At 62.2% G+C, this 26,195-nt stretch carries 22 protein-coding genes and 1 tRNA gene; 15 read left to right on the top strand and 8 right to left on the bottom strand.

Annotated features, from left to right (window positions below):
- The first annotated feature begins 200 nt into the window (after positions 1-200).
- The 3 genes from CXQ94_RS17345 to CXQ94_RS22260 all read left to right on the top strand — a co-directional run bounded on the left by CXQ94_RS17345 (position 201) and on the right by CXQ94_RS22260 (position 4,283).
- The gene (locus CXQ94_RS17345; protein ID WP_104091838.1) at positions 201-2,072 is read left to right on the top strand and encodes a glycoside hydrolase family 13 protein; all 1,872 of its coding nucleotides are present in this window, start codon (positions 201-203) and stop codon (positions 2,070-2,072) included.
- Positions 2,073-2,155: 83 nt separating this feature from the next.
- The gene (locus CXQ94_RS17340) at positions 2,156-3,547 is read left to right on the top strand and encodes an FAD-binding oxidoreductase (protein ID WP_104091837.1); all 1,392 of its coding nucleotides are present in this window, start codon (positions 2,156-2,158) and stop codon (positions 3,545-3,547) included.
- Positions 3,548-3,779: 232 nt separating this feature from the next.
- Positions 3,780-4,283 carry a hypothetical protein gene (locus tag CXQ94_RS22260; protein WP_146070342.1) on the top strand — a complete coding sequence of 168 codons (504 nt, stop codon included), beginning with the start codon at positions 3,780-3,782 and terminating at the stop codon, positions 4,281-4,283.
- Here CXQ94_RS22260 and CXQ94_RS17325 read toward each other — a convergent pair whose 3' ends face one another.
- The 5 genes from CXQ94_RS17325 to CXQ94_RS17305 form a co-directional block, all read right to left on the bottom strand.
- The gene (locus CXQ94_RS17325; RefSeq protein ID WP_104091834.1) at positions 4,284-5,654 is read right to left on the bottom strand and encodes a DUF4032 domain-containing protein; all 1,371 of its coding nucleotides are present in this window, start codon (positions 5,652-5,654) and stop codon (positions 4,284-4,286) included. It lies immediately after the preceding gene.
- Positions 5,655-5,742: 88 nt separating this feature from the next.
- Positions 5,743-6,843 (bottom strand): ABC transporter ATP-binding protein, encoded by a 1,101-nt coding sequence (locus CXQ94_RS17320; protein ID WP_104091846.1) that lies wholly within the window; start codon positions 6,841-6,843, stop codon positions 5,743-5,745.
- Positions 6,844-7,007: 164 nt separating this feature from the next.
- Positions 7,008-8,222: an amidohydrolase family protein gene (locus tag CXQ94_RS17315; RefSeq protein WP_219817082.1), complete on the bottom strand. Its 1,215-nt coding sequence runs from the start codon at positions 8,220-8,222 to the stop codon at positions 7,008-7,010.
- 11 nt (positions 8,223-8,233) lie between these two features.
- A complete protein-coding gene (gene otsB / locus CXQ94_RS17310; RefSeq protein ID WP_258067165.1) occupies positions 8,234-9,028 on the bottom strand; it encodes a trehalose-phosphatase in 795 nt (264 codons plus the stop codon).
- Positions 9,015-10,478 (bottom strand): trehalose-6-phosphate synthase, encoded by a 1,464-nt coding sequence (locus CXQ94_RS17305; RefSeq protein WP_181034280.1) that lies wholly within the window; start codon positions 10,476-10,478, stop codon positions 9,015-9,017. Before CXQ94_RS17305 ends, otsB begins: the two co-directional genes overlap by 14 nt.
- A 178-nt stretch (positions 10,479-10,656) precedes the next feature.
- Between CXQ94_RS17305 and CXQ94_RS17300 the strand changes: the two genes are divergently transcribed.
- Together CXQ94_RS17300 and CXQ94_RS17295 are read left to right on the top strand one after the other, a co-directional pair.
- Positions 10,657-11,553, top strand: a complete 897-nt coding sequence (locus tag CXQ94_RS17300) for a thioredoxin domain-containing protein (protein ID WP_104091831.1) — start codon at positions 10,657-10,659, stop codon at positions 11,551-11,553.
- 111 nt (positions 11,554-11,664) lie between these two features.
- Positions 11,665-11,738 (top strand) — tRNA-Thr (locus CXQ94_RS17295).
- 104 nt (positions 11,739-11,842) lie between these two features.
- Here the strand turns inward: CXQ94_RS17295 and CXQ94_RS17290 are convergent.
- The 3 genes from CXQ94_RS17290 to CXQ94_RS22915 all read right to left on the bottom strand — a co-directional run bounded on the left by CXQ94_RS17290 (position 11,843) and on the right by CXQ94_RS22915 (position 14,647).
- Positions 11,843-13,195 carry a site-specific integrase gene (locus tag CXQ94_RS17290; RefSeq protein ID WP_104091830.1) on the bottom strand — a complete coding sequence of 451 codons (1,353 nt, stop codon included), beginning with the start codon at positions 13,193-13,195 and terminating at the stop codon, positions 11,843-11,845.
- 24 nt (positions 13,196-13,219) lie between these two features.
- Entirely contained in the window at positions 13,220-13,435 is a 216-nt protein-coding gene (locus CXQ94_RS23355) for a helix-turn-helix domain-containing protein (RefSeq protein ID WP_181034277.1), read from the bottom strand.
- 849 nt (positions 13,436-14,284) lie between these two features.
- Positions 14,285-14,647 carry a helix-turn-helix transcriptional regulator gene (locus CXQ94_RS22915; RefSeq protein WP_219817081.1) on the bottom strand — a complete coding sequence of 121 codons (363 nt, stop codon included), beginning with the start codon at positions 14,645-14,647 and terminating at the stop codon, positions 14,285-14,287.
- Between the two features lie 199 nt (positions 14,648-14,846).
- On the opposite strand from CXQ94_RS22915, the gene CXQ94_RS17275 reads away from it, so the two are divergent.
- The 10 genes from CXQ94_RS17275 to CXQ94_RS17230 all read left to right on the top strand — a co-directional run bounded on the left by CXQ94_RS17275 (position 14,847) and on the right by CXQ94_RS17230 (position 26,156).
- Positions 14,847-15,740, top strand: coding sequence for a sigma factor (locus CXQ94_RS17275; RefSeq protein ID WP_104091827.1), 894 nt, complete (start codon positions 14,847-14,849; stop codon positions 15,738-15,740).
- Positions 15,741-15,953: 213 nt separating this feature from the next.
- Positions 15,954-16,676 carry a hypothetical protein gene (locus CXQ94_RS17270; RefSeq protein WP_104091826.1) on the top strand — a complete coding sequence of 241 codons (723 nt, stop codon included), beginning with the start codon at positions 15,954-15,956 and terminating at the stop codon, positions 16,674-16,676.
- On the top strand, positions 16,676-17,836 hold the full coding sequence (locus tag CXQ94_RS23260) for a C40 family peptidase (protein ID WP_306418915.1): 1,161 nt from the start codon (positions 16,676-16,678) through the stop codon (positions 17,834-17,836). Before CXQ94_RS17270 ends, CXQ94_RS23260 begins: the two co-directional genes overlap by 1 nt.
- Before the next feature lie 102 nt (positions 17,837-17,938).
- Positions 17,939-18,226, top strand: coding sequence for a hypothetical protein (locus tag CXQ94_RS17260; protein ID WP_104091825.1), 288 nt, complete (start codon positions 17,939-17,941; stop codon positions 18,224-18,226).
- 9 nt (positions 18,227-18,235) lie between these two features.
- Complete coding sequence (locus CXQ94_RS17255; protein WP_104091824.1) at positions 18,236-19,705, top strand: type IV secretion system protein; 1,470 nt, start codon at positions 18,236-18,238, stop codon at positions 19,703-19,705.
- On the top strand, positions 19,698-21,170 hold the full coding sequence (locus tag CXQ94_RS17250; RefSeq protein ID WP_104091823.1) for an SCO6880 family protein: 1,473 nt from the start codon (positions 19,698-19,700) through the stop codon (positions 21,168-21,170). The genes CXQ94_RS17255 and CXQ94_RS17250 overlap by 8 nt, the downstream gene beginning before the upstream one ends.
- Complete coding sequence (locus CXQ94_RS17245) at positions 21,167-22,624, top strand: ATP-binding protein (RefSeq protein WP_104091822.1); 1,458 nt, start codon at positions 21,167-21,169, stop codon at positions 22,622-22,624. Before CXQ94_RS17250 ends, CXQ94_RS17245 begins: the two co-directional genes overlap by 4 nt.
- Entirely contained in the window at positions 22,621-24,432 is a 1,812-nt protein-coding gene (locus CXQ94_RS17240) for a type IV secretory system conjugative DNA transfer family protein (protein ID WP_104091821.1), read from the top strand. Before CXQ94_RS17245 ends, CXQ94_RS17240 begins: the two co-directional genes overlap by 4 nt.
- Complete coding sequence (locus tag CXQ94_RS17235) at positions 24,419-24,907, top strand: hypothetical protein (RefSeq protein ID WP_104091820.1); 489 nt, start codon at positions 24,419-24,421, stop codon at positions 24,905-24,907. Before CXQ94_RS17240 ends, CXQ94_RS17235 begins: the two co-directional genes overlap by 14 nt.
- A gap of 97 nt (positions 24,908-25,004) precedes the next feature.
- On the top strand, positions 25,005-26,156 hold the full coding sequence (locus CXQ94_RS17230; protein WP_104091819.1) for an ArdC-like ssDNA-binding domain-containing protein: 1,152 nt from the start codon (positions 25,005-25,007) through the stop codon (positions 26,154-26,156).
- Positions 26,157-26,195 lie beyond the last annotated feature (39 nt).

Genomic DNA, 26,195 nt, shown 5'->3' with positions numbered 1-26,195 from the left:
GGTACTGCATTCGTGAGGATGTGGGAGAGTAGGACACCGCCGGACAAACAGTAAACAGGTCGAGGCCCCACACCACAGGGTGCGGGGCCTCCCTACGTTAACAACCACAACCCACACACCCCTTGCCTTGCCCGCAGTAGTGCTCCCGGCCGGTAGATTGTCAGTGGCTGGCGAATCGGTTAAACAAAGGGGACAAGAACATGGCAGGCATGCAACCACACCACGATGGCTCCACCTTGTATGTGGCGAATCAGCGACCGGCGTTGAACGACCCCTGCAAGCTGAGGTTGCGTGTGCCGGCGAAGTGGGGGAGCGCCTCACGTGTATGGGTACGCAGTGTCCAGGACGGCGAACCACGGTACAACGAGGCCCAATGCCTGGGTGATGAAGGCGACGGCTGGGTCTGGTGGGAGGCCGCCATGCTGGTGGTCAACCCCGTCGCCCTGTACCGGTTCGTCATAGAGGTGCCCGGCGGCAATGGTGCCGGCAACGAATACTATTCCCTCAACAATGCTGGGCTGCACGCCCGGGACACTTCCGACTTCCACGACTTCAGAGTCACCACCGCAGTGCCGGCGCCGTCATGGTCCAGGGACGCCATCATGTACCAGGTGTTCCCTGACCGATTCGCACGGTCCGAAGAATCCAGCGCCCGTGTAGCGCCGGAGTGGGCGTTGCCCTGCTCCTGGCAGACCCCCGTGGAAGGCACCGGAGCGAATGTGGCCCGGCAATTTTATGGTGGTGATCTTGCCGGCGTGACTGACAAGGTGGGCTACCTGGCCGGACTCGGTGTGGACATCATCTATTTGACGCCCTTCTTTCCGGGGCGGTCCAACCACCGCTACGACGCTTCTACCTTTGAGCACGTGGATCCACTGTTGGGAGGGGACCAAGCACTCGTGGACCTCGTGGAGGCGGCGCACAGCCGCGGTATGAAAGTCATGGGGGATCTGACGGCGAACCACACCGGAGACGCTCACGAATGGTTCAAAAGGGCGAAGGCGGATCCGAACAGCCCCGAAGCCGATTTCTACTACTTCAACGCCGAGCACACCGACTACGAATCGTGGTGGGGTGTGAAATCCCTGCCCAAGCTCAACTGGGCCTCACCCGGCCTGCGGGAAGCATTCGTCACCGGCGAGGAGTCCGTTGTAGCCAAATGGCTGAAACCACCGTTCAATCTGGATGGTTGGCGCATAGATGTGGGCAACATGACCGGGCGGTTGGGTGCCCAGGACATCAATCGCGAAGTCGCAGCCCTCATTCAAAAGCGGGTACTTGAACTTAACCCGAATGCTCTGCTCCTGGGGGAGGAAACATCGGATGCAGGAACGGACGTAGACGGCTTCGGTTGGCAGGGCGCCATGACCTACTCCAACTTCACCCGTCCCATGTGGCAATGGCTTGCGAACACGGAGGCCCGGGTGGACTTCTTCGGCACCCCGTTGTCCGGTCCCAACCGGGTCGATGCGCAGACGGTGCTCGCCACCCATCGTGATCTGTCGAGCGCTTTCAGCTGGCCTGTTCGCAACGCCACAATGAACGCACTGAACACCCATGACACGGCCCGGGCTGCATCCGTCATGATCCCCGGCGGCCCACTGGTGGCGGCTGCGCTCTCCATGATGCTCCCCGGTATTCCCGTGGTCTTCTCCGGAGACGAATTTGGCCTTGAAGGGGATCGGGGTGAGTCGTCCCGCACTCCAATGCCGTGGAATGAGCCTGAGCGTGTTGTGAATGACCTGCGAGCCGACTATACGGCCCTTGCCGATCTGAGGCACGCCAGCCCTGCAGTGGCCCACGGAGCCATGCGCTGGTTGGCGGCCGACGGCGATGTGCTGGCATTCATTCGCGAGTCACCGCATGAGTCGCTTCTCGTGGTTGCCATTCGTGCCGACGTGGAGGGGCTGCGCTTTGAAGATATGGGCCTGACCTTGGCGGAGAGCGCGGTGATGGTCGCCGCCACGCCCGTCTACCATTCAAGCGAATACCGTATCGCTAGCGATTTCAACGCCAACGGCCCTGGAGTCTACATTTGGCGTTTACCCGGTATCCAGGTCCCTGCCGAATAGGGCACGTGCCGGTGGCGCCGCCGTCGTTCTTCTAGAATGTTCAGGAGCCCTTGTTGGGCAGTGAAGGAAAGGCTTCAACGGACATGGCAACAACGGACACTCCACTGAACCGGGAACTAGAGGGCGAACTGCGGGCTGCGTTGCGGGAGGGCCAGTTGAGTATCAGCCCGGAAGACCTGCACAGCTACGCAATTGACCAGGGTCCGGTCACCGACTACCGGGAGCCGGTTGCCGTTGTGTGGGCGGAATCGGTGGCCGATGTCCAGACCGTAGTGAAGCTTGCCGCGAAATACATGGTTCCGATCGTGGCCCGCGGCGCCGGGACTGGCGTGTCCGGAGGCGCCCACGCAACACAAGGGTCGCTGGTGCTGAGCCTTGAGAGGATGAACAGAATCCTTGAACTGAATCCCGAAGACGAGATTGCCCGGGTGGAGCCCGGTGTGGTCAATGCCGACCTGAACCAGGCCGCCGCGGAATTCGGATTGATGTTCGCACCCGACCCGGCCAGCTTTAAAGTGGCAACCATTGGCGGAAATGTTGCCACCAATGCCGGTGGCCTGCGGTGCGCCAAGTATGGGGTGACACGCGACGCCGTTCTGGCACTCGATGTGGTCCTGGCCGACGGCACGCTCATCCATACAGGGCACCGCACTTTCAAGGGCGTGGCCGGGTATGACCTCACGGGCCTGTTCGTGGGATCCGAAGGGACCCTGGGGATCGTGGTGGCCGCGACAGTGCGGCTGAAGTACCTGCCAACGGATGTGCGAACCCTGGCCGTGTTCTTCCCGGACGTGCAATCGGCAGCGGCTGGCGTGCTTGCGGTGGGTGCTGCCCGTGTGCAGCCATGCATTCTGGAACTGCTGGACGGGCCCAGCCTGGAAGAACTGGACTTCCGCAATGGGAGCAACTTGGCCAGCAGGGGAACCGCCCTGCTGTTGATTCAGTTCGACGGACTTGCTGCGGGCCAGGAGGTGGAGATTGCCACGGCGGCACTACAATCAGTGGGCGGATCCGTGAGCGTGGAGGATCCCCAAGAGGCCGAGCAGCTGGTTGAACTGCGTCGCAACAATCGTGGCATGGATGTTGACGCTGAGAATCGGGTAGGGGAGGACGTTGCTGTTCCCCGCTCTCAGCTGGTGCACTACATCCTGGCGCTGGAGGAGATGGCGACCCGGCACGGGGTGGGCCTGCGCGTGATCGCCCACGCAGGCGACGGAAACCTGCACCCCACATTTTGGGTTCCCGGCATGGACGCCGAAAGTATCAGTGCTCTCAACGCCGCCCTGGACGAATCAATTGACAAGGCCCTGGAACTTGGCGGAACCATCACCGGTGAGCACGGAATTGGGCAATACAAGCTTCGCTGGCTACCCCTTGAACAGGCACAAAACGTCCTGGAACTGCAGAGGAAAATGAAGAAGATCTTTGACCCGCAAGGAATTCTCAATCCGGGGAAAGCAATTCCGGCAGCCTAATGGACAGTAATACTTGACTAATATGTATCCGATCGGGCAGTGTATTTTCGGGGTAACTGTGTTCGATTGGCGGACTCATAAACTAACTTGGAAGTAATCCATGACATTCTCATCGCGACCTTTTTGGCGCGCTACTGCCCAGAGGGCAGCGGTTGCCGCCATGGTGTCTGCCCTCTGCCTTGCGGGCAGCGTCACTTTGGCGGTTTCTGCCCACGCGGCAGTGAATGCCCAGATGCCCGTGAATTCAGCCGCTGTAGCCGCGCTAGTGGCCGCCCCGGCGCAGCGCAAGGTCACAGAGAACAACCCCTCGGCGCCACCTATAGTCGAGGTCGGGCCACCGGCGTCTACTCCGGCGGAGAAGCCCGCAAAGCCGACGCCGACGGCCGATGTCCCGGCCGCAGCCGAAAAAGCACCGGTAGTGGCGGAGCCGCTAACGGAAAAGAAGGAAACTACTGTGGCGTCGCCGGAGCCGAGCACGGTGGCTCCGGTCGTTTCGGAGACCCCGTGGCCCACTTTCACGCCCACCGAGACGCCCCAGGTGTTTATTCCGGCGCAGGATCGCAGCAAGGCAACAGCGGCAGCCACCGGTGCGGAGCTTTCCCTGACCAGTGAGAAGTCAGGCGGTGTGGGCCTGATGACCTGGATGCTGCTTTTGCTGGGCGTAACACTGCTGGCTGGCCTCGGTGTGGGAGGCTACGCGCTGGTCCACGTCCGGGGCAGGCATCAGGGCGAGTAGCTACTCGCCGTCGTAGGCGCTGTCCGGGAGGACGCCACTTTCAAGCATCTTGATGGTTTCGGTGTCTGTACTGAGCATGATGGCATCCTCGTCACGGCGGTACCGCAAAATGGTGTCGACATAGGACTGCACGGTCTCGGCAAGTGGGACGTTGCGTTCTTCCTGCTGGGACTTGTACCAGCGGTGTTCCAAAACCTCGTGGACTACCTCGGCCGGTTCCAGCTTGCCGCCAAGTTCGCGGGGGATGGCTCGGACGATGGGCTCAAAAATACTGCTGACCCAATTGTGGGCGCTGATTTCCTCATCCGCGTCGGCACCGGAATCGGCCCTGAAGGAGTCCATGTCGTTGAGCAGGCGCCTGGCTTGGTTTTCCTGGGCATCAATGCCCGTCAGCCGGAGCAGACGGCGCTGGTGGTGACCGGCGTCGACCACCTTTGGCTGAAGCTGGATGGTGGAGCCGTCAGGGGTGGTCTTGATGGCGTATTCCTCAACATCAAAGCCCAGTTCATTCAGACGGCGGATCCGTGCCCCAACGCGCCAGCGGTCCTCCAACTCGAAGGATTCCTTTTCGGTCAGCTCCGCCCAAAGCCGGCGGTAACTTTCCATGATCAGCTCGCTGGTGGCGACAGGGTCAACCTTCTCCTCGATGAGCCCGCCCTCAAGCAGATCCATCAGCTCACCGGCAATGTTGACCCGGGCGATCTCAAGATCGTACTCGCGTTGGCCGGTGGACAGATCGGGGTAGAGTTCTCCGGTTTCGGCATCCACCAGGTAGGCCGCGAAGGCGCCGGCGTCGCGGCGGAACAGGGTGTTGGAGAGGGAAACATCGCCCCAGTAGAAGCCCACCAGGTGCAGCCGAACCAGGAGCAGTGCCTGGGCGTCAATGAGCCGGGTGAGTGTTTCGCGGCGCAGCTTTTGGGAAAAGAGAGCACGGTAGGGCAGGGAGAACTTCAGGTGCCGGGTGACGAGCACCGGGTCCAAGGGGGCCCCCGTGGGGGTGGTGCGGCCGGTAATGACGGCCACGGGTTCAACGCAGGGGACATCCAGCCGGGCCAGTTTGCGCAGCATGTGATATTCATGCCGGGCCACGTGCTCGGAGGTCTCCTTGATGGCGATCACGGAGCCGTCCATGTGCGCGAACCGCACCACGTGCCGGGAGATGCCACGGGGGAGGGCTGCCAGGTTCGCCGCAGGCCAATCCTCGAGCCTGATGTGCCAGGGCAGGTCTAGCAGTCCCTGGTCGGCCGTGGCGGCGGTGATGTTCAGCGAGCCCATGACCTGGGCCGGCGGCGCAGACTTGCGCGGCAGCTTGCCGATCTGTTCAAAGTCTGTGGGCTCGTGGTTCCACTGGGCGCCGGGAAGGTCAGTCATGGACTAATTCTCTCTTAAAAGGTGAAACGCGGTTGCCTGCTGGATAGACATCCAACAAGCAACCGCGTCTTCGCCAGGGGCGTGGGCGTTAGTTTGAGACGACGCTCTCGTTGCCCAAACGCAGGCCGGAGGTCGCATCGAAGAGGTGGACGTGGCCAACCTGGGGGCGGACGTGGATGGTGTCGCCCTTCAACGGTGGGCGACGACCGTCGACACGGACCACCATGTCGCGCTCGGCGCCGTCGATGATGGCGTGGCCGTAAACGTAAGCGTCGGCACCCAGCTCTTCAACGACGTCGGCCTCAACAGCCAAACCTTCACCGGCACCGACCAGCTCGAGGTCCTCGGGACGGACACCAACGGTGACGGTGTTGCCGGCTGCTGCGCCCAAGACGCTGCTCTGGACCGGGTAGATTGCGCCGCCGAACTTCACGCCGCCGTCAACAACGGGCAGTTCCAGCAGGTTCATGGCGGGGGAGCCGATGAAGCCGGCAACGAACACGTTCTTGGGTGTGTCGTAGAGGTTGCGAGGAGTGTCAACCTGCATCAGCAGGCCGTCCTTGAGAACAGCAACGCGGTCACCCATGGTCATGGCCTCGACCTGATCGTGGGTCACGTAGACGGTGGTGACGCCGAGGCGGCGGGTCAAGGAGGCGATCTGCGTACGGGTCTGTACACGGAGCTTGGCATCCAAGTTGGAAAGCGGCTCATCCATGAGGAACACCTGCGGGTTACGCACAATTGCGCGACCCATGGCAACACGCTGACGCTGACCACCGGAGAGTGCCTTCGGCTTGCGGTCAAGGTAGGCCTCGAGGTCCAGGAGGCGGGCTGCTTCCTTGACGCGGGTGGCGCGCTCTTCCTTGGAAACGCCGGCGATCTTCAGGGCGAAGCCCATGTTGTCGGCAACGCTCATGTGCGGGTACAGCGCGTAGTTCTGGAAAACCATGGCGATGTCGCGGTCCTTCGGCGGGACGTCGGTGACGTCGCGGTCGCCAATGAGGATACGGCCGGCGTTGACGTCTTCCAGGCCTGCGAGCATGCGCAGGGAGGTGGACTTGCCACAACCGGAGGGTCCAACGAGGACCAAGAATTCGCCATCGGCGATCTCGATGTTGAGCTTGTCAACGGCGGGCTTGGTGGTGCCCGGGTACAAACGTGTTGCGTTATCAAAAGTTACTGAAGCCACAGTAATAGTTCCCTTCATCGGCAGGTACGTGCCGAACGATCCTCAAGTGAATGGTTTTTTATTTAGTTGGCAGGCCGTGATCCACCTAGGCGGGTACGTTCCTGTTATATGAAGTATGGCACATTCTTAGCGTGCTGCGCGTCACATGTGGCGAAGGTGACGCGTTAGACCAACGTGAGCTGATCGGCCACCACGTGCCCGTTGTGCAGCACGGTGCGGTCGGAGGAGCGTTCCATGACGGCGGCGCTGACCGAGTCTCCGGGCACCAGAACAAAACTGGCGACGTCGGAGACTTGGGTTCCGGGCCTGTCGGCTACCGAGCGAAGCCTGGGTGTTGAACGGTCCAGGATCGAGGCGCCACCCAGTGTTGCCACGGCCAAGGCGTGTTCGATGAGTTCGTCGGCCCGGAAGCCGTTGGTGAAGGCCAGCTGCCAGGTGCGGTCCAGCATGTCCGCGTTGCCGTAGGGCGACCAGTAATCGCGCTGGCCGTCTTCGCCCAGGCCCACGCGGACGCCGGCCGCTGCCAGCTCGGCCAGCGGAAGCTTGGCGCCTGTCCCGGGCGCCACCGTGGCCGTGGAGATATCCAGCTCGGCCCAGGTTTCAATGAGTTTGCGTGTGTGTGCGTCGCTGACTCCCCACAACGGGTAGCCGTGGGAGATGGTGACGTTGCCCTGCATGCCCAGGGCGCGGGTGCGTTCCGCGATCAGGTCCGCGCTGAAGTGTCCCAGCTCGCCGGCTTCGTGCAGGTGGATGTCGATGGGCAGCTGGTATTTCTCGGCCAGCCCAAACACGATGTCAAGGTGCCGGACGGGGTCGCGGTCCAGGGAGCACGGATCGATCCCGCCCACGACGTCGGCCCCGGCCTTGAGCGCTTCCTCAAGTACCTGGGCCGAACCTTCCTCCAGGAGCAGGCCGGCCTGTGGGAAGGCGATGATCTTCACCTCGGCGCGGTCCTTGTGCGTTTCCCGTGCGGCGGCCACGGCCTCGAAGCGTTCAAGGCCGCAGTCAACGTCCACCTGGGCGTAGCTGCGCACCCGGGTGGTGCCACGTTCGATCATCATGCGCAAAGTAGTTTCGGCGCGCTCGCCGATGGAAGTCTCGGCGTTGCGCCAGTTGTTGCGGTCATTGAGCATCATGGTCCAGACGCCCGGCCCGCCAGTGTGTTCACGGAACGGCAGACCCAGCCGGGTGGAGTCCAAGTGGACGTGGACGTCGGAGAACGACGGCAATAGCAGCCGGCCCCGGCCCTCAACGACAGTGCCGGTCACCGCTGCTGCCGGATTGTGCGGCGCGATCGCGGAGATCCGGCCGGCCACAACTGTGACGTCGCTGGGTTCCCCACCCCAGGGGCGGACATTACGAATGGTGCAAGAAGACAACGAAAAACCTTTCACGAGTGTTTGCGAGTTGCCAAGAGTAGTTCAAGGAGTGCCGGCAGGTCCTCCGGGGAGCCGATGCGGAACGGGGCCTTGGTGGCGCCTTGGCCTACCTTGATGCCCACATCGCCGGGATTCAGGGCGGCGAAGGCGTGCTCGTCCGTGACGTCGTCCCCGGCAAAGATGACGGCCGTGGCGCCGGTGGCCTTGCGCAATAGCTGCAGGCTTTGACCCTTGTTGGCGTTGACGGCGGAAATCTCCAGCACCATCTTGCCGTCGCTGATGAACAGGCCGGTCTCCTGTTCGAGTGCCTTACGGACCTGGGCGACGGCGGACTGCCCGGCCTCCGGGGTTGCCTGACGGTAATGCAGGACGACGCCGGCCGGCTTGTTCTCCACTGTGGTACCGGGATGCTGGGCGACGGCTTCGTTGATCACTGACTGCGCTTTGCCGAGCACCCTTTTTTGTTGTTCGGTGAGTTCGAGCCCGGGGGAGTCCTGCCCCAGCCATACCTCGGCGCCGTGGCTGCCGACCAGCAGCGTCTGCACAGGCGGGCTGGCGACCGCGCGCAGACTGGCCAGGGCGCGCCCGGACACGAGCGCCGTCGTCGTACTCTCCAGTTCGGCGAGGGAAGCAAAGGCGGCCGCAGCGCCTGGAAGCGGGCGGGCGTCCTCGGCGCGGGAAACCAGGGGGGCCATGGTGCCGTCAAAGTCCATCGCGACCAGTAGGTGAGGAGTGTGGGCGACGCGGGCCACGGCGTCGCGCAGTTCCGCGCTCAAACCGTCAGGGCCCGGGTCAGCGGTCGTCACGGACCGCCTCATTTTGCAAGGTGAGAAGGAAGTCCTCGCTCCAGCGCTGGACGTCGTGGGAAAGGATTTGTTTGCGCATGGCCCGCATGCGGCGTGCGGATTCTGCCTTGGGCAGTTTGATGGCGCGGGCGATGGTGGCCTTGAGTCCGTCGATGTCATGCGGGTTGATTAGCAGTGCCTGCTTGAGCTGATCGGCGGCGCCGGTGAATTCGCTCAACACCAGGGCCCCGGTGTTGTCGGTGCGGGCCGTGACATATTCCTTGGCCACCAAGTTCATGCCGTCGCGCAAGGCTGTCACGAGCATGACGTCGGCGGCCAGGTAGAGGGCGACCATTTCCTCCACGGGGTAGCTGTGGTGCAGGTAGCGGACGGCCGTGTTCTGGATGGTGTCGAACTGGCCGTTGATGCGGCCCACCATTCCTTCTACGTCCTCGCGCAGCTGCCGGTAGCTTTCCACGCGCTCGCGGCTGGGGCTGGCCACCTGGATCAGGGCGGCATCCTCGACGGTGATGACGCCGTCGTCCAAGAGCTCACCGTAGGCCTTGAGCCGGTGGGTGATGCCCTTGGTGTAGTCAAGACGGTCCACTCCCAGCACGATGGTCTTGGGGTTGCCCAGGTCCTCCCGGATTTGCCGGGAGCGGGCGATGATGTCGGGGCGGGCGGCGAGTTCCTGGATGTGGCCCACGTCGATGGAGATGGGGAAGGGCTCGGCGCGGGCGATGTGGCTGATGGCGCCGTCGGTTTCCCTGACGTGGACCTGCTGAGCCTTGACGCTGGCGCCGAGGAAGCGGCGGGCCGAGCGCAGGAAGTTGGCGGTGTCGTTGGGGCGTTGGAAGCCGATGAGGTCCGCGCCCAGGAGGCCGTCGATGATGGCCTGGCGCCAGGGCATCTGGGCGAAGATCTCCGGCGGCGGGAACGGGATGTGGTTGAAGAAGCCGATGCGCAGGTCCGGGCGGAGCTGGCGAAGGTAGCGGGGGACGAGTTGGAGTTGGTAGTCCTGGACCCAGACGGTGGCGTTTTTGGCGGCGGCGCTGGCCGCGGCCTCGGCAAAGCGCTGGTTCACTTTCCGGTAGGAATCCCACCAGGTACGGTGAAATTCTGGGGGTGCGATGACGTCGTGGTAGAGCGGCCAGAGGGTGGAGTTGGAGAAACCTTCGTAATAAAGCTCCACCTCGTCGCTGGAGAGCGGGACGGGGATGAGGTCCATGTTTTCGTGGTGAAAAGGCTCCAGGACTTCATCGGGCGCGCCGTGCCAGCCCACCCAGGCACCTTCCCGCGAGGCCATGACGGGGGCCAGCGCTGTGACGAGACCTCCGGGCGCACGTCTCCAGCCGACGTCGGCCGTGTCACTGGTATCCCTGTCAATGGGCAAGCGGTTGGAAACAACCAGGAATTCTGAATGACCGTGGACGGGCGGGGGTGAGCTGTTCGTATGAGGTTGGGGCTGCAACTTCTCCGGCACGTGGGGCTCCGTTAATAGGTGTCGATTTGGTGCCAGCTTAGCCGTTACAGGCGGGCGATGCAGGTGAGTTTGGCGCCTTGAGGTTGCTCCAAGGTTACTCACCTACGATAATTTGAAGAGTTGCCGTCCTGCGGCCCTTTTTCCATGCCCACAGACCTGAGGAACTATGAGCTCCAAGAACCAACCGCGGCTGACCAATGCTGAACGTACCGCACTGGCGCGCCAGCAGGCCAAGACCATTCGTGATGCCCAGCTGAAGAAGGAAAAGCGCAATAGTTGGCTGATCCGTGGCGGCGTGCTTGCCGCTGCCGTGGCGATTGTGGTCATCATTGCCCTGATTGTTATTCAGACGAATAAGGCCAACGAGCCGATTGCCTCCACCGGGCCTGTCCCGGCGAACACCAACGTGTACGGTGGCATTGCGTTCGGCAAAGACGGCGTGCTGATTCCCCCGACGACCACCGAGACCAGTGTGGACACTGCCAAGTTGCCGGCGCAGCCGACGGCGGCAGCCACCAAGGCCTCCGGCCTGGATGAGATCGGCATCAAGGCGACGGCCGCCGGCAAGCCCGCCCAGGCTGTTATTTACCTTGACTTCATGTGCCCGGCCTGCCAGGGGTTTGAGCAGCAGTACGGTGACCAGCTGACCAAGTGGCAAAACGATGGCACGATTACGTTGGAATACCGTCCGCTGAACTTCCTGGACCGTTTCTCCTCCGGCACCAACTACTCATCGCGTGCGGCAGCTGCCGCAGCCTGTGTAGCTGACACCGCCCCGGATAAGTACAAGGCGTTCTTCGATTCCTTGTTCGCCGGCCAGCCCAAGGAAAACAGCAAGGGCCTGGACAACGCAACGCTGGTGAAGATGGCCGCGGATGCGGGAGCTGGCGATATCAACAGCTGCGTCAACGACAAGACGTACCGCCCGTACGTTGCCAACACCAGCGCGCTGGCGTCGGCCCACGGCGTCAACGCCACACCCACGGTGTTCATTGACGGCCAGCAGTGGCAGCAAGGTTCGCTCCCCGACTTCGTCAACGGGATCGTAGCCGCCAAGAAGTAACGTTTTACCCTGGATTATGTTGAAACCGGCCCCTGGTTATTGTCTTGCGGGGGCCGGTTTTCAGTTTCTGGCATCACTTACGGTAGCCTTGTCTAGCGCTTGATTGCGTTTGCCTCCTTAGCTCAGCTGGCCAGAGCACCGCTCTTGTAAAGCGGGGGTCATCAGTTCGAATCTGATAGGGGGCCCAAAAAGCCCGGATTTACAGGGATTTTGGAAGTGAGAATGGCCCCGAAAGGGGCCATTCGTCCTTAACTCTCCACAAACTCTCCAGATTAACTCTCCATTTTCGTTATTTGCCGCTAGTTTCCGCTGTTTTTGGAGGGTCTTCATGAGGCTCATGATCCTCCAAAAGTGGAGACTTGTCAGCCTCCGGCAGTGAGACTGGCGCAGTCAGGTCTGGGGCGGGTGCGCCCCCTTGTTGAGCCTGATCCTCAACTGTTTGGACTTGCTCATGCTTCGGTCCAGACTTGCGTTGCGGCTTGAAGGCGTCAACGGCGGACCTGGTGTCCAAAGCCCCACGGCGTTCTTCAATGTAGTGCGCCTGGGTCATGGACACCTTAGAATGGCCGGCCTGGTAGGCGGCAGCCTCGGCCCCCATGGTCCTCGCAATCATAGTCGCGTTGGTTTTCCTAAAGGTCTTCAGTGTCACCCAGTCGTACCCGATGGCGTCCGACGCTACGCGCCAGATTTTGCCCACGTTGTTCGCATCCATCACAGTACCGGTGGAGGACGGGTAGATCAGGTCCAGTGGGTTGGGTATTGCTGATCTTGATTGGCGGAGACGGCGCTTGCGAAGCTGCCTGACCAGGAAATCAGGGACCGTGAGCTGGCGGATGCCATGTCGGGTCTTTGGATGATCTTGGATTCTGACGCCGCCAACGGTGGTTCTGATAACTGTGGTGTGAATGAAGATAGTTGGAGGGTCGGCTTCCACATCAAGGTCTTCCCAAAGAAGCGAGAAGAGCTCCCCCGGCCGAACACCCAGGGCGACCAAACCGTCCGCTATTTCATGGAGCTCCTGTGAACGCGGCCGGCCAAGCGTCGAAGCTCGTTCCCACGCAATGAGTTTTCTCCGTAGGTCTTGATACTGCTCTGCATCCAGGGCCTGAGGCTTCTTCGTACGAAGCCGAGGAATTGATACTCCGAGGACGGGGTTGACGACGACTGCGTCGTGGCGCAGGGCGACCTTGAACATCCAGGAGAGCACGGCGCCACAAGTCCTGGCGGTGGATGGCCCAGAATCTTCAACAATTGAGCGAATGAACTGGTCAACCAGACCAGAGGTGGCCTCACCAACTCTGACCGAGCCGATCCGGGGGGAGATGTGCTTCTTCACCATGTAGGCATATTTGTCTTTGGTGCGATCTGCCCTGTCGGATGCCTCCAGGTCAACAAGAAAGATCTCAATGAGGCGGTCGATCTTATCGGCACTGGTGACCAAGCCGAATCGCGGGGTCTTCCGGTTGGCGAGCTTCTGTTGCAATTCCCGACGGGCAGCAGCCGCGGACGGTCCGCGGGCCTCCACCCTGCGAACTTTTCCATCCATATCGCGGTATCGAGATTCTGCTAGCCACGACTTGGCTGACGAACGTTTGGTGTGGATGGATCCCCACGCGCCGAGAGGGAGGGGTTGTCTACTCATCTGATGAGCTCCTTGTTATAGCGGTTATGTCTCCGATTGGAGTGAAATCCAGGCATTCAGATCCGTCCGGCTAACGCGAACGTGCCGCCCGATCTTGTAAGCGTGAGGACCGATTCCCCTCGAACGCCACTGGTAAAAGGTTGGTAGTGGGATCTGCAGCTCACGGCAGATCTCTGTCGGGGACAGCCACTCTTCAGTGAAGGCTTGGGTGGTTGTTGAGTCGGCTGGCTGATCGGTCATTGGGGGTCTCCTTGATTGTGCGGCATTCATCATTCCATGGCATATACCCATCAAAATTGCATGACTTTGGATGGGGAGTCAGGAGTCGTTGAGCGGCATCCACAGTTACTAGATTTGCAGCTGGTCTCCTCTGATTGTTGCTGTGGCCCGATCCGCAATCGCGCTTCAGATTTGAAGACTTGACGAGCCTCAATAGATACAAGATTTTCAGGGGCGGTTGTAGGATCCGCAGCCGTAGGCTGACCCCTGCCCGGGGGACGGAAGGGAGGGGCATCATTTGGTTCAGCGGAACCGAATGCCGTGAACCTCTAAATCAGGTCGTAGGAAGCAGTTGTTTCGCAGAAACGGCAAAACCTCGGGTAGCTTGTCGCGCTCAAAGTCCCAGACGATACTTGAGGAAGCCACAAGATTTGGATCGGAGGGTAATGACGGACCAGGAAGGACCTACCGCAGCCCCGGGGCCTGGACGCACACCGCAAGGAGAGCTTTCCCAAAGGCTTGAGATTCTTCTCGAAGGTGTTCTTGCTGAGCGTGGGCAGCCAGTGAGTTTTCGGGAAATCAGTGGAGCGCTGGCAGTCCGTGGACTGAAGATGTCTAGGGCGCGGTGGTTCTACATGAAAGATGGCAACGGTAGCCTCATCCATGACAGGCCGTTGCTAGCGGCCTTGGCTGACTATTTCAACGTCAGCCCTGATTACCTGTTGGTTGTCGAAGACATGGAAACTCCCGAAGTCGCGTGGGAGCAACGTGAATCTGTCCAGTCAATGCGGGCGGCCAACGTGAAGGCATTCGTACAACAAACCCTGGGGGACGTTTCACCTGAGTCGCTTGAAACCATTGCCGAACATCTCAATCGCGATCTCCCCCAGCCTCCTGGGGCAGAGGCTGTTGGCGATTACGTAGATAGTCCTGATGAGCCTCCAGTAGTACCGTGATTCGGTCGTCGTCTACGGAATAGCGGGGGGACCTGCCGTGGCGGCGGCCTTGGACGATGTCCACGATTAGGACGCCGGTCTTTTCGAGGGCGAGCAGATGCTGGGCAACACTCGCCTCCCCGGGGCTCACGGCGTCCACAATATCGCCACGCGGTACTGGGCCGTGTTCCTCTAAGAACCGGATTATTTCGTTGCGCCCACGATTGCCAAAAGCCTCAATGGCGGCTTCCACGTCGGAGGTCCAAGCCAAATCTACTGGGTGCGTGATCTTAGGCATGTCTCTATTCTGCTCCTTTATCCACAGGTTTACATAGACCCCGTTGACATGGGCAAATCGTGTGATGACACTAGTTAATATCATCTTTCGGATTCTGGCACCTGCGCTGGAAGCCATCTGGGCCGCAACGCCGTCGCCCCAATCGGACGGCATAGGGGCCGACCCCATAGTGTGCAGTTTTTCTTGAACGAAGACGACGATGGTCTCTTATACATCAGCTCGAACACTCCAACGTAAAGACCAACTTCCGGCCGATTTCAAGCCGGACCTAACGGTCAACCACCGTGTCATCCGCGGCGAAGATGTCATGACCGCCGTGGACGATATTTCCCGGTTCGTTCGCTCACGCCTAGCCCGGGCCGGATGCCCCAACGAGATGGAAGACGTCCTTCAGGACATTCGCGTTGCCGTGTGGTCTGGAGTATCGCGGGGACAATACCAACCTCTGCCCGGCATACGTTTCGGCGCATGGGTCCAGGGCATCGCCAAAAACGTTTGCACAGCTCACATCGCCAAAGCATCTGCCCGCTACACGGTTCCCCTCTTCACGGAGGAGTCCGACAACCACCCGGCCTTCGACCGGCCACAGGAGGCGGTGGCGGAGCCTGCCGGTGTTGCCGATCGGGAATGGGCGATCAATGTCCTGAAGCTGGCTCGAATGTGCGCTGGCGAAGAAGCCTGGGGCTCAGCCATGTTCCTTCTTTTGAATGACTATGACGACAGCAACGGCATAGCGACCACTCGTATTGACCGTGCTGACAGTCCGGCCTATCGCAGGGCGCGCAGGGACTTGAAGTTCGTGCGACAAGTGGCCATCACGGTCAGGAACGCACTGGCCGTGGTGGACTCCGACGAGGCAAAGGCGGTTGTCCTGGGCGTGAGTGCCTCGAGCTGCCTGCCCACCGAGCTGCACCGCGCCATCGCGGCCACAATCGTGGCTCCCCGGTTGAGCGGAGCCGAAAGGCTTGCTGCCCTCCCCGTCATTGCGGCCAAGACCAACGTCACGCCTCGGTACGTCGCCGTGCAGATCGGGCGCGCCCGGGCGCTGTACCTAGTAGCTCTGAGGGTCATTCGGATGTCACAACCGGCATAGGTCATTACCCTCTAGCCCCAAGGCCAGGGCCGTAGGCACGTTTAGCGCAGTTGTGCTCCAAAAATGCCCTGTCGACAGTGACGGCCTGCACCCGCGTCGTTGGGACGTGAATGACGGCGTGGCCTGGCTTGGGTATGTTGCCGCAGATCCGCCACGGCCGGGTCATACGCTGGAGCCTCCTTTGCTGCATGGATGGGTAAAGGAGGTTTTCCAATGCGTGGAGTATCGGCAGGGAAAGGTTACCTGCCCCGTTCCCGGCGGCAGTGGTTCCTGATCGCACTGCTGGGAGTTCTGGTGGCCGTAGTCATGGCATTGTTTTTGCTACCAGGCACAGGCACATCCCAACGGGCAACGAGTGTTCCGATATCCCCGTCCCCGGCCAGCCAGGCGGCAGCAGGACCAGGTTCTGCCGCTGTCGTAACCGTGGCACCGGTTGATGTGGCGGTGTCGCCGGGAGAGCTTCAGACCCTCGATTTCCAGAAGTATGCAGAGGACACTGCCCGTGCGCTCTACACGTGGGATACACGGACCTCAAGCTATACGCAGGTCTATGCACATGTGCGCAGTTGGTGGGTTGTCCTCGCCGATGGTTCGAACCCGCTCACCGTGTATACGCAGGAGTTCGAGGGAACGGGCATCAACTCCGCAGCCTTCGCCCAACTTTCCGCCTATGGCGCCTACCGGACGGCCACAGTCATTCAATCCAGTTGCGACAATGAACTGGCGCAATATCGGGACTACCCGGCCCCATGGGTTGGGCTGCATGTCTGCACCATGACGGTCAGCGTCACCGACCGCTCCACGGCGGATCCCCACGAGGCTGCTTACAGGGTTCCAGTCAGTGTCATGGTGAACTGCCCGCCGGCTGCAACTGCCCCGACGCATCGTTGCGCACTGGCAGGTTTTTACACCGCGGCCAGCAGAATCGTCTACTAATGCCCGGGGCAGCTCTGGCCACGATGGCGAAAGCGCGACTGATCCAGCGAGCCCTTGGCGCGCTGGTTGTGGTGGTCCCCGTGGGGATGGCTGTCCTGCTCGGCGGCACCGCCATCCTCGTTGCCCAGATCGTGGGTACAAACACAGCCTGCACCTCGACAACCCAGGAATCAGCGTCCACCGGAACGGCCCCACATACAACAGCACCGCTGAGTGACGTTATTGGAAGCTTGACTGTTCCGGGGCCCGACGGCGTATCCCTGACACTTGACCCGCAGCAGCAAAGCATCGCGGGAAACTACATCTCCGTGGGCCATTCCGTGGGCGTGCCGGCGAAGGGGATTCAGATTGCCATCATGGTCGCTCTTCAAGAGTCCGGGCTCAGGATGCTTGCCAATCCTGCCGTGCCCGAATCGTTGAGTATGCCCCATGACGGTCTGGGGTACGATCATGATTCCCTTGGGTCAGCGCAACAACGCCCCAGCGCAGGGTGGGGGACCGTCGAGAAGCTGATGACTCCGGCCTATGATGCGGAAACGTTCTTTGGTGGTCCGCGGGGGCCCAACCGCGGCTCACCTCCTGGGCTTCTGGACATTCCGGGCTGGACGTCAATGGGTTTGGGACAAGCGGCACAGGCCGTGCAGGTGTCCGCGTTCCCGGAGCTCTATGACCGGTGGGCGCCGACAGCACTGGCCATCATGGCGTCCATCGATGGGACGGACACCCCGCAAACCTGCGTACAAACGGCCCCTTCAGACGGCCCTTTCTCAGCGCCGGTCCTGACTAACCTGAGCGCGACTCGGCAAGCGATTCTCAGGTATGCCCAAGAAGGTGTGGGTGGTAGCTATGTGTGGGGTGGAACGGCGGTCAAGGCGTGGGACTGCTCCGGTTACGTGCAGTGGATCTACGTCCAGGTAGGGATTGCGTTGCCTCGCACGGAACAGTGGCTGGCCGGGCAAGCTACGTCCGCGCCGCAGCCAGGGGATCTGGTGGTCCAGGTCCCTGATGGGCCAAATCACTGGGGTCATGTCGGCATCTACGCCGGTGACGGAATGATGTACAGCGCTTTGAACCCCTCTGCGGGCACACTGCTTCACCCCGTGAGTTGGAATCCCGGAACCCAGTACTTCAGACTCCTCGGACCGGTGCCAGCTGCTTAAAGTTCGACGGCGAACATGGGTCATACGCTTTCCCGCCGGGAGGCGATGGAAGTGGAGAAGCAAACGCACGGTCTGCCTCGAATATCCGGATGGAGTAGTGTCATGAATTTCGCGCCCGTGGACCCCGGAATCGTCCCCAACAGCAATTTCCCGTTTCTGGACTCCCTCAAGCAGATTGGTGGAGGAATCCTATTCGGTGCCTTCATCGTCATCGCCATTGTCGCAATCATTGGTGCTGCGATGCTTTTGGCCGGCAAACTGAGCCAATCATCCCGGCTGGCCTCGGGTGGCGGGATGATCCTGCTGTGGACCGGCCCGATCGCAGCAATCTTGGGCGGCATCAACGGCTACATCCTGTGGTCGCAGACAGCCTTCCACCTCGGGTTCTGAGCGCCCGTCATGCCACCGCTGGAGTGCACGTTTGGGGGATGGTGGCCCCTGGGCTGCGGCATCGTGTCCGCGGCCAAGGACACCGTCAATTCAAGCATTAGCGGCTTCTTTGCCGGGATCTTGGAAAGCATTGCCTCCTGGCTGTGGTCCTTCATCTCCGGCGCATTTGGTGTCTCCGACGTCGATGATTCGCAATGGACGGCGGTCCAGGGGTTGACGAGCTGGTGGGTTGTGGTCATGATGACCCCTTTGGTGGCTGTCATGATCCTGCAACTGGTCTCTGGCTTCATCTCGCAGCAACCACGCCGGATCTGGCGGGCCCTGATCGGCGGTTTCGTTGCCGTGCCCGTCGTTGGCGGGGCCGTGTATCTGATGCAGGCACTGACCCATGTCAGCGACAGCGCCTCGACAGCCTTGCTGGCCACCATGGGGTCAGACCCGTATGTGGTCTTCATGCGACTCTTTGGGTTCCAACGGGGCCCAGCAGGGTCCGGGCAGGCCTGGATTGTCAGCCCGATCGGAGGGCAGGCCACGACAGGAGACCAAATCACCGGCACCATCGTCATCACGGTCTTGGCGACTCTCATTGTCTGGGTGCTGGCGTTCATCCTGATGTGTTCGATGATCTTCCGCTCCTTCGCCCTGATCGTGCTGGCAGCGGTCGCGCCGGTCGCCCTGATGCTGATGCCGTGGGAGAAGACCAAATCCTGGGCGGGCCGGTGGTGCGAACTCGTCGTTGCACTGCTGCTCGCGAAACCGTTGGCCGCGACTGTTTTGGCCGTGGCCGTCAAGCTGTACGCGAATTCGACTTCCTTTGCCGGGATGGCTGCCGGCGCCGTGGGCATGACGTTGGCCTGTGCGGCACCGCTGATGGCTCTGAAACTTGTCGGGTTCGCCGGTGGTGAACTGGCGGCAGCGGCACAGACTGCTGGTGGTGGCCATCTTGCGCACACGGGGGCCAGCTTTGCCGGGCGGCAGCTGGGGCAACAGCTCCGTGGCCACCGCATACTCTCCTCCGGCAGCAGCGCAAAAAGCCCAAAGGTGGTGCAATCCAGTACGAAGCCGGAGACCGCTCACGTGAAGGATTCCACTGCGTCGGGCTCGACTTCCTCGCCTGACGCACCCAAGATCCAGCAACGCCCCGGGGCGGCGGCGACGCCGCAGGCTCCGGCCGCACAGTCTCCTACCGCGGCGGGTGCCGGGCAGCCATCGGCACCACCGGCTCCGGGGCGGCAGCAGAAATCTGGACAGCCCCGCTCACCCCAGTCGCCGCCGACGGGAAGTCCCGCCCAGGCGGGGAAGACTACGCCGGCTCCACCACAGCCGGGGAGTCCCGGCGTGCCGCGACCTAGTACCACCTCGACGAATTCTGAACCAGGCTCTCCGCGCCCCTCATCTGGGCCGAAGCCGCGGCCGCCGGCGTCCCCGCCACAGAACCCACCCATCAGACCGCGCCACACTGGAGGACATCATGACTGAGGACAGCAACGCACTTCAACCGGTGAGTTTTCCCCGGCACGAACGCCGCGGCGTCATCGTGGGGTTGCAGTGGTACCAACTCGTCATCGCCGGGGGCGGCGTCCTTATTGCAGGGGTCTCCTCAGCCATCGGCGGGCCAGCCGGTTTCTTGGGCTCCAGCCCGGCGTGGATCTTCTTGTTGCTCTTTGGTGTCCTGCAATATGCAAGAACCCCGTATCCCCTCTGGGCGCTGACCGGGACCCGGTTCCTAGTGCGGAAGCTGACCGGGCAAACCACCTATTTCCTGCCCACCGAGGACCCGGTCCCGGTCGGAACTCTGGTTCTTCCCGGCGGACTCGCGACCTTGGCCATCCACCGCACCGTCTACGGTGAGTGCTTTGTTGTGGATGCCCAAGCCCATGAAGCCTTCGCAGTGTTGCGTTGCCGTGCCGGAGCCTTTGCCCTGCTCGATGATGGCGACAAGGCTTACGCCGTCCAGGGCTGGTCCCGGGTGCAGGCCGCCTTGGCCAAGAGGCCCGTCGTCGCCAGGATTGCCATTCAGGACCACACGGTCCAGTTTCCGGCCACAGCCCTCCAAGACTATTACGACCAACAAGTCACCTCCCGCGGAGGGGAAACCCCCACCCGCGGCTGGGGCGACAGCTCCTACAAGGACCTCATCTCTGCGGCCGGGACAGCATCAAGCCACGACATTCTCCTGACACTGGTGCTGAACACCGCCAAGGCGCGGCGCCGGATCCACGACGCCGGCGGCGGGGCCCTTGGGCTGGAGCACACCCTGCGCTCAGAAGTCCATGCCCTGCGCACCGGGCTCAAAACCCACGGGGTGATCGTGGAGGAATGGCTCGGAGACAGGAGCTTCTCCGCTGTCCTACGCGGAGCATTTGACCCGGAATCGGGTATGCGCATTTCCCAACGCACCGGCGACTTCAAGGGCGTGGACCCGCGCCAAGGCGGCCCCACGGTTTTGGAGGAACACTGGTCCTATATTCGCACCGACAGTGGGTTCCATCAAACTTTCTGGATCGCGGAATGGCCCCGTCAAAAAGTCTTCCCGGGATTTCTTCACCCGCTCGTCTACGTCGGCGGCTTCCGGCACACCGTCACCCAGGTCATCAAAGCCATCCCCACCGATCAAGCACTCAAGGACATCCGCTCGGCCCAGGAAGCCCATGAGACCAGGCGGCGGATCAACAGTAAGTTTGACCGCCCCACCACACGCGAACAACGCGCCGAGGAAGATGAAGTCCACCAGCGCGAGGAAGAAATCGTCGCCGGCCACGGTGACGTCCGCCCTGCCGCGTACGTCACCATCACCGGGGACTCGCTGGAGGAACTCTCCAGCCACCGCCAAGAACTCGAATCAGCGGCCGCCAGCGCCTTCGTTGACCTGCGGCTACTCGTCGGTGAGCAATGGCCGGCCTTCATCGCCGGGGGACTACCCCTGGGAAGGGGACTGAAATGAAAACCACCCAGCAAGCCGTCACCTTCATTCCCAGCAACGAATCCCGCAGCGCCAAGCGAGAACGCCGGGCGCTGCAGGGTCAAGCCGTCGCCGGTCAGCAGGAACCCTTCTGGAAGAAGCTGGGACTGTTGGCCGGCGACGAGGAAGGACCCGACACCACAAACCGGCAACCGTTCGGCCCGCATTCGCTCAAAGGCCCGCACCGGCTGCACCCGGCCCCTCACCGAGCATCCACCATGACCTTCGCCGCCGCGTATCCCTTCATCACCGAATCCGGCCTGGGCCACGAAGGCACCTACATCGGAAGCGATGTTTTCGGCTCCGGTGCCTTCTCCTACGATCCCTGGGTCCTCTACGACAAGGGCGTCATCAGCGGGCCATCCATCGTGATCATCGGCACCGTGGGGACCGGCAAATCCATGTGCGCGAAGTCTTTCGTTGCCCGCTCCATCACCCTGGGCCGGAAGGCCGCCGTCGCCTCCGATCCCAAAGGCGAATGGGTCCCCGTAGCGAACGCTGTTGGTGGGAAGGTGATCTCCGTGGGACCTGGCAGGTCCACCAGGGTCAATCCGCTGGATGCCGGTCCTCGTTCCCGGGACCTGTCGAACGCGCAGTGGCAGGCTGTGGTCCGGCAACGACGCCGGCAGTTGCTGGTTGCCCTCGTATCGCTGATGAGACAGGGTGTGCCGATGCATCCGGTAGAACACACGGCCCTGGACATGGCATTGACCGAGGCCGTTGCCGCCAACGAGACCCCCACCCTGCCCATGGTCCTGGGATACCTCCTCAACCCCTCCAAGGAAACCAGGGAACTCGTCGGTCCCGATGGTGGGCGGGCCGTCGCCCATTCCTTGCGACGTACCGTTTCGGGGGACCTGGAGGGCATGTTTGACGCACCCTCCACGGTCTCCTTTGACGCCGACGCACCCATGATGGTCATGGACACCTCTGCGCTGATCGGAGCCTCAGAACAGGCCCTCTCCCTCGCCGCCGCCTGCGGGGCCACCTGGCTGGAAGCGGCCATCACCAACCCCGACGGCGGCAAACGCATCGTGGTCTACGACGAGGGATGGCGCATGCTGGCCGACCCCTACATGCTCGTCAAAATGAGCGAACAGTGGCGGCTCGCCCGCACCTACGGCATCGCGAACCTGCTAATCATGCACAAGGTCGCGGACCTGAATGAGATTGGCGACAGCACCAGCGGCCACCGCCAAAAAGCCCTCGGCCTCCTCACCGAGGCGGACACCCGGATCATCTACCGGCAAAAGCACGACTCCATGCGGCTGACCAAGGACGCCCTCGGCCTCACCGAGGCCGAATGTGGCCAGGTTGAAGAACTGCCCAAGGGGGTCGGATTGTGGAAGGTCGGCAACCGTTCCTTCATCGTCGCCAACCAAGTCACCAGCGATGAACTCTCCGTCTTCAGCACCGATCACAGGATGATGCCATGAGCATCGTGCACGCCGACTCCACGCCGCTAATCACCGTCGGTTTGCTGTGCGTGGCAGGGTATGTCGGATTCAGTGCTCTGACCGCGGCGGCCGCCAACGTGGCCTCACAGTGGAAATGTGGGCAGGGATTGAGCGGCCCACCGAGCCCGGTGGCCGCTGTCGGAATGTTCACCGGGAACTTTGCCGCCATCGGCCAGCCACCGCCAGGCTGCACGGTAGGCACCGGTGCGGTCTGGTTCCTCCTTGGCCCGGTGTTGGTCCTGCTACTGGTGGCGGTACTGTTTGCCTTCTTCCTGTGGCGGAGCTGGCGCCAATCAGGGGCGTGGCTGCGTCAAGACATCCTCAGTAGGGATGGCATGGCCCAGCGCGCCGAAGTGGTTCGCGAGTACGGGCGACGGGCCGCCCTGAAACGCGGCAGGATCACCCGCCCCGGACTGAAACACCCTTCATTGGCGGACGTGTCCTGGACCCTGGGCACCTCGCGCGGGACAAAGGTCCACGTCTCGACCGAGGAATCAATGGTCCTTCAAGGCGCCCCACGCTCCGGCAAAGGCTTGTTCGTGGTCATTAATGCCATCTTGGATGCGCCGGGAGCAGTCGTGACGACCTCCACTCGCGCCGACAACCTGGCCGTCACGATGAAAGCCAGGGCCACTGGCGGACGCCCCGTCACGGTCTTTGACCCTCAAGGCATGTCCGGGCTGACATCCACCCTGCGCTGGTCCCCGGTGCGCGGGTGTGAGGACCCGGACGTGGCGGTCCGGCGGGCCCTGGTCATTTCGGCGGATTCGAAAATGAGCGGCGAAAACGCGGCCTGGCAGAAGCGGGCACAAATCGTCCTGCAATGCCTGCTGCACGCCGCAGCCCTCTCCGGCGAAGGCATCCAGGCGTTTCGGCGCTGGTCATCGAACCCAACTTTGGCCAGCGAGGCGCTGGAAATCCTGAACGGGCCGCGGGCAGCACTGGGCTGGCATTCAGATCTGATGGGCATTCTCGAGGATGACCCCCGCAACACCTCCAACTCTTGGATCGGCGTCTCCGCCGCCGTCGCACCCCTGTCCTCACCCCGAGTGCTCGCCGCCTTGGATCCGGCGAACCGGGAAGATGAATTTGATCCCCAGACCTTCATCCGCGACCGTGGAACCCTGTACCTGATTGGCACCAAGTCCGGAGCAGCAGCAGCGGGACCATACCTGTCAGCGCTCATTGATGACATCGATGCCGCAGCCAGGGACCTAGCCTTCACCGCCCCGGGAGGCAGGCTGGATCCACCCTTGTCCCTGGTCCTGGATGAAATCGCGAACCTCTCGCCCTGGCCCGGCCTGCCCATCGTCCTCTCAGACGGCGGTGGCATCGGGATCTCCACCTTGGTCGTGCTCCAATCCCTCTCCCAGGCACGTTCAGGCTGGTCGATCGAGGAAGCCTCCACCATTTGGGAATCGGCCATCATCAAGGTCATCTTCGGCGGCGGCTCGGACGAACGGGATTTGCGCGACCTGGCTTCCTTGCTGGGGGAGCGGCGCCACACCTACAGGACGCACTCTTGGTCATCCCAAGGCAGGCAGGAAGGGGAACAGATCCGGGATCTGCCCGTCATTGCGCTGCACGAAATCCGGCGGCTGCCCGTCGGAACGGCCTTGATGCTGGGCCGTCGCACCCGCCCTATCCTGCTGGATCTGCGTGGCTGGCACCAACGCCGCGACGCAGCCGCACTTGGCCGCTCCAAGATCGAGGCCGAGGATGCCCTCGCCCAGGGCCACATCCACCAACAAGTTGTGGAGAAGGCGATCCGTGATGAATCCCTTTGATGACGACGAAGCCGCCGACACGCTCTTCGGCGACCTCGCCACGGACGAACCCCTCGAAGGGGTCCACGGTGGCTTGGCGGAGCCCACCTGCCGATGGCGGGACCTTGACCATGTGAGCGCACCCAAGGCGTGGAGGGAGTTGAGCGGGTGGGTGTCCTGGTTTGTGGCCACCTACCGGCTGACGACCTCGGTCGTCCCTGACTGTTGGTGGCGGCACCCGGAACTCGTGGCTGAACTGTACGCCCTGCAAAAAGCTGAAGCAGCTTCGTTTACGCCAATAGATCCTGGATTCGGGCCGCTCGGGTTCCACGAACGGCTGCCCCTGGCCATCGAACGCCTGAGGCTGGAAACCAGAACCGTTGGCTGCGTGGGACTCCAAACCCACCGCGAGACCAGCCCCCGGCAGCTGCCCGTCGATGACCCGGAATTCCTGGCCTGGACCAGCGAAGCACACCAAACAAGGCCCGAAAACTAATTTGAGCGCCGGTCATGTCGTTGGGGGCAGTTCGCGCCATGGATAAGTATCACCGCAAAAACGGGGATAACTCTTAGAAGTGAGGGAGGCGGCCGCCGTGGCCCCTGCAATCAGCAATCGCCCGGACAGCAAGGAGGAAGCGGGCCAGCACGCCGCGGGCCCACGTCCGAGCAGCGAGGATCGGCTGGCGGCACTAACCCAGCAGCTGCAGTCACTGCTGGAGAACGCCATATCTACGCCCGGACGCTGGCACATGCTCCTGGACACCTCGGCGACCCTGTGGCGATACTCCGGCGGCAACATCGCCCTGCTCCTGGCCCAAACGGAAGAACGCGGACAACAGCAACCCCTGCTCGTGGCTGGCTTCCGTGAGTGGGAACGTCACGGCCGCAACGTGCTTAAAGGCGAGCACGCTCTATGGGTCCTCGCACCACGCACAGCAGCCAAAGACACGGAAAAAAACCCAGAAGCCGACGCCACGCCAACATCCGTTGTTGCCGATCAGAACTGCGGCGGCACCCAGGAAAATGCCCACCGCAGGATTGTCGGGTGGCGGGCCCAAGCCGTCTTCGACGTGTCCCAAACCGAGGGGCAGCCCATCTATGTTCCGCGTCCCATGGTGGACGTTGGATCCTCGACTGTGGAGTTGTGGCCATCGCTGGTGAAATACGCACAGAACCAAGGATTCACTGTTGAGCAATCAATGAGCCAATACGGACTCTCTAGCGGATACACCGACTTCGCCGGCCGCAAGATCCAGGTGGGTGCTTGGCTGGGCCAAGAACAACGCTTCGCAGTGCTGGCCCATGAACTTGGCCACGTCTGCCTCCACGGCCCCGACGACAAACTTGGAAAACTCTACGGCAGCGGACTGGGCCACCGCGGCCTGGCAGAAGTAGAAGCCGAATCCGTCGCCTACACGGTGCTCCGCGCCCACGGAATCGACCGCAGCGCTCAATCAAGCAGCTACCTCGCAGGATGGGCCGACCAAGTCGTGGCCGTCGAACAATCCAAGCTGTTCGGTTCAGCAACCGGGAAGGAGCCAGCCAGCAGGCTCGAGATCGCCCGATCCACCCTGGCACGAGTGACATCCGCCAGCCGCTCCATCCTGGACGTCACACAACCACACAACCTGGGCGGGAAACCGGCGACGGCCGGCATGGCCGTCGCATACGAGCGCGGCGACCTCACCGGACCAGTTGCCGGCCATCAAGCAATCGGGACCTCACCGAAGATCGACGCGTTATAAGCCAAGCAAGTCACCCGACCGGGCACACCGGCCGGGACC

The organism is Arthrobacter sp. GMC3 (assembly GCF_002929305.1).
Lineage (GTDB): Bacteria > Actinomycetota > Actinomycetes > Actinomycetales > Micrococcaceae > Specibacter.
This window is presented reverse-complemented; position numbering and strand designations above follow the sequence as displayed.

Coding starts and splice junctions, on each gene's coding strand:
- CXQ94_RS17235 (WP_104091820.1), top strand. CDS start 24,419: ATGAATCCCTTTGATGACGACGAAGCCGCCGACACGCTCTTCGGCGAC.
- CXQ94_RS17300 (WP_104091831.1), top strand. CDS start 10,657: ATGAGCTCCAAGAACCAACCGCGGCTGACCAATGCTGAACGTACCGCA.
- CXQ94_RS17290 (WP_104091830.1), bottom strand. CDS start 13,195: ATGAGTAGACAACCCCTCCCTCTCGGCGCGTGGGGATCCATCCACACC.
- CXQ94_RS17275 (WP_104091827.1), top strand. CDS start 14,847: ATGGTCTCTTATACATCAGCTCGAACACTCCAACGTAAAGACCAACTT.
- CXQ94_RS17255 (WP_104091824.1), top strand. CDS start 18,236: ATGCCACCGCTGGAGTGCACGTTTGGGGGATGGTGGCCCCTGGGCTGC.
- CXQ94_RS23260 (WP_306418915.1), top strand. CDS start 16,676: ATGCCCGGGGCAGCTCTGGCCACGATGGCGAAAGCGCGACTGATCCAG.
- CXQ94_RS17345 (WP_104091838.1), top strand. CDS start 201: ATGGCAGGCATGCAACCACACCACGATGGCTCCACCTTGTATGTGGCG.
- CXQ94_RS17340 (WP_104091837.1), top strand. CDS start 2,156: ATGGCAACAACGGACACTCCACTGAACCGGGAACTAGAGGGCGAACTG.
- CXQ94_RS17325 (WP_104091834.1), bottom strand. CDS start 5,654: ATGACTGACCTTCCCGGCGCCCAGTGGAACCACGAGCCCACAGACTTT.
- CXQ94_RS22915 (WP_219817081.1), bottom strand. CDS start 14,647: ATGCCTAAGATCACGCACCCAGTAGATTTGGCTTGGACCTCCGACGTG.
- CXQ94_RS17270 (WP_104091826.1), top strand. CDS start 15,954: ATGCGTGGAGTATCGGCAGGGAAAGGTTACCTGCCCCGTTCCCGGCGG.
- CXQ94_RS17240 (WP_104091821.1), top strand. CDS start 22,621: ATGAGCATCGTGCACGCCGACTCCACGCCGCTAATCACCGTCGGTTTG.
- CXQ94_RS17245 (WP_104091822.1), top strand. CDS start 21,167: ATGAAAACCACCCAGCAAGCCGTCACCTTCATTCCCAGCAACGAATCC.
- CXQ94_RS17260 (WP_104091825.1), top strand. CDS start 17,939: ATGAATTTCGCGCCCGTGGACCCCGGAATCGTCCCCAACAGCAATTTC.
- CXQ94_RS22260 (WP_146070342.1), top strand. CDS start 3,780: ATGCCCGTGAATTCAGCCGCTGTAGCCGCGCTAGTGGCCGCCCCGGCG.
- CXQ94_RS23355 (WP_181034277.1), bottom strand. CDS start 13,435: ATGACCGATCAGCCAGCCGACTCAACAACCACCCAAGCCTTCACTGAA.
- CXQ94_RS17250 (WP_104091823.1), top strand. CDS start 19,698: ATGACTGAGGACAGCAACGCACTTCAACCGGTGAGTTTTCCCCGGCAC.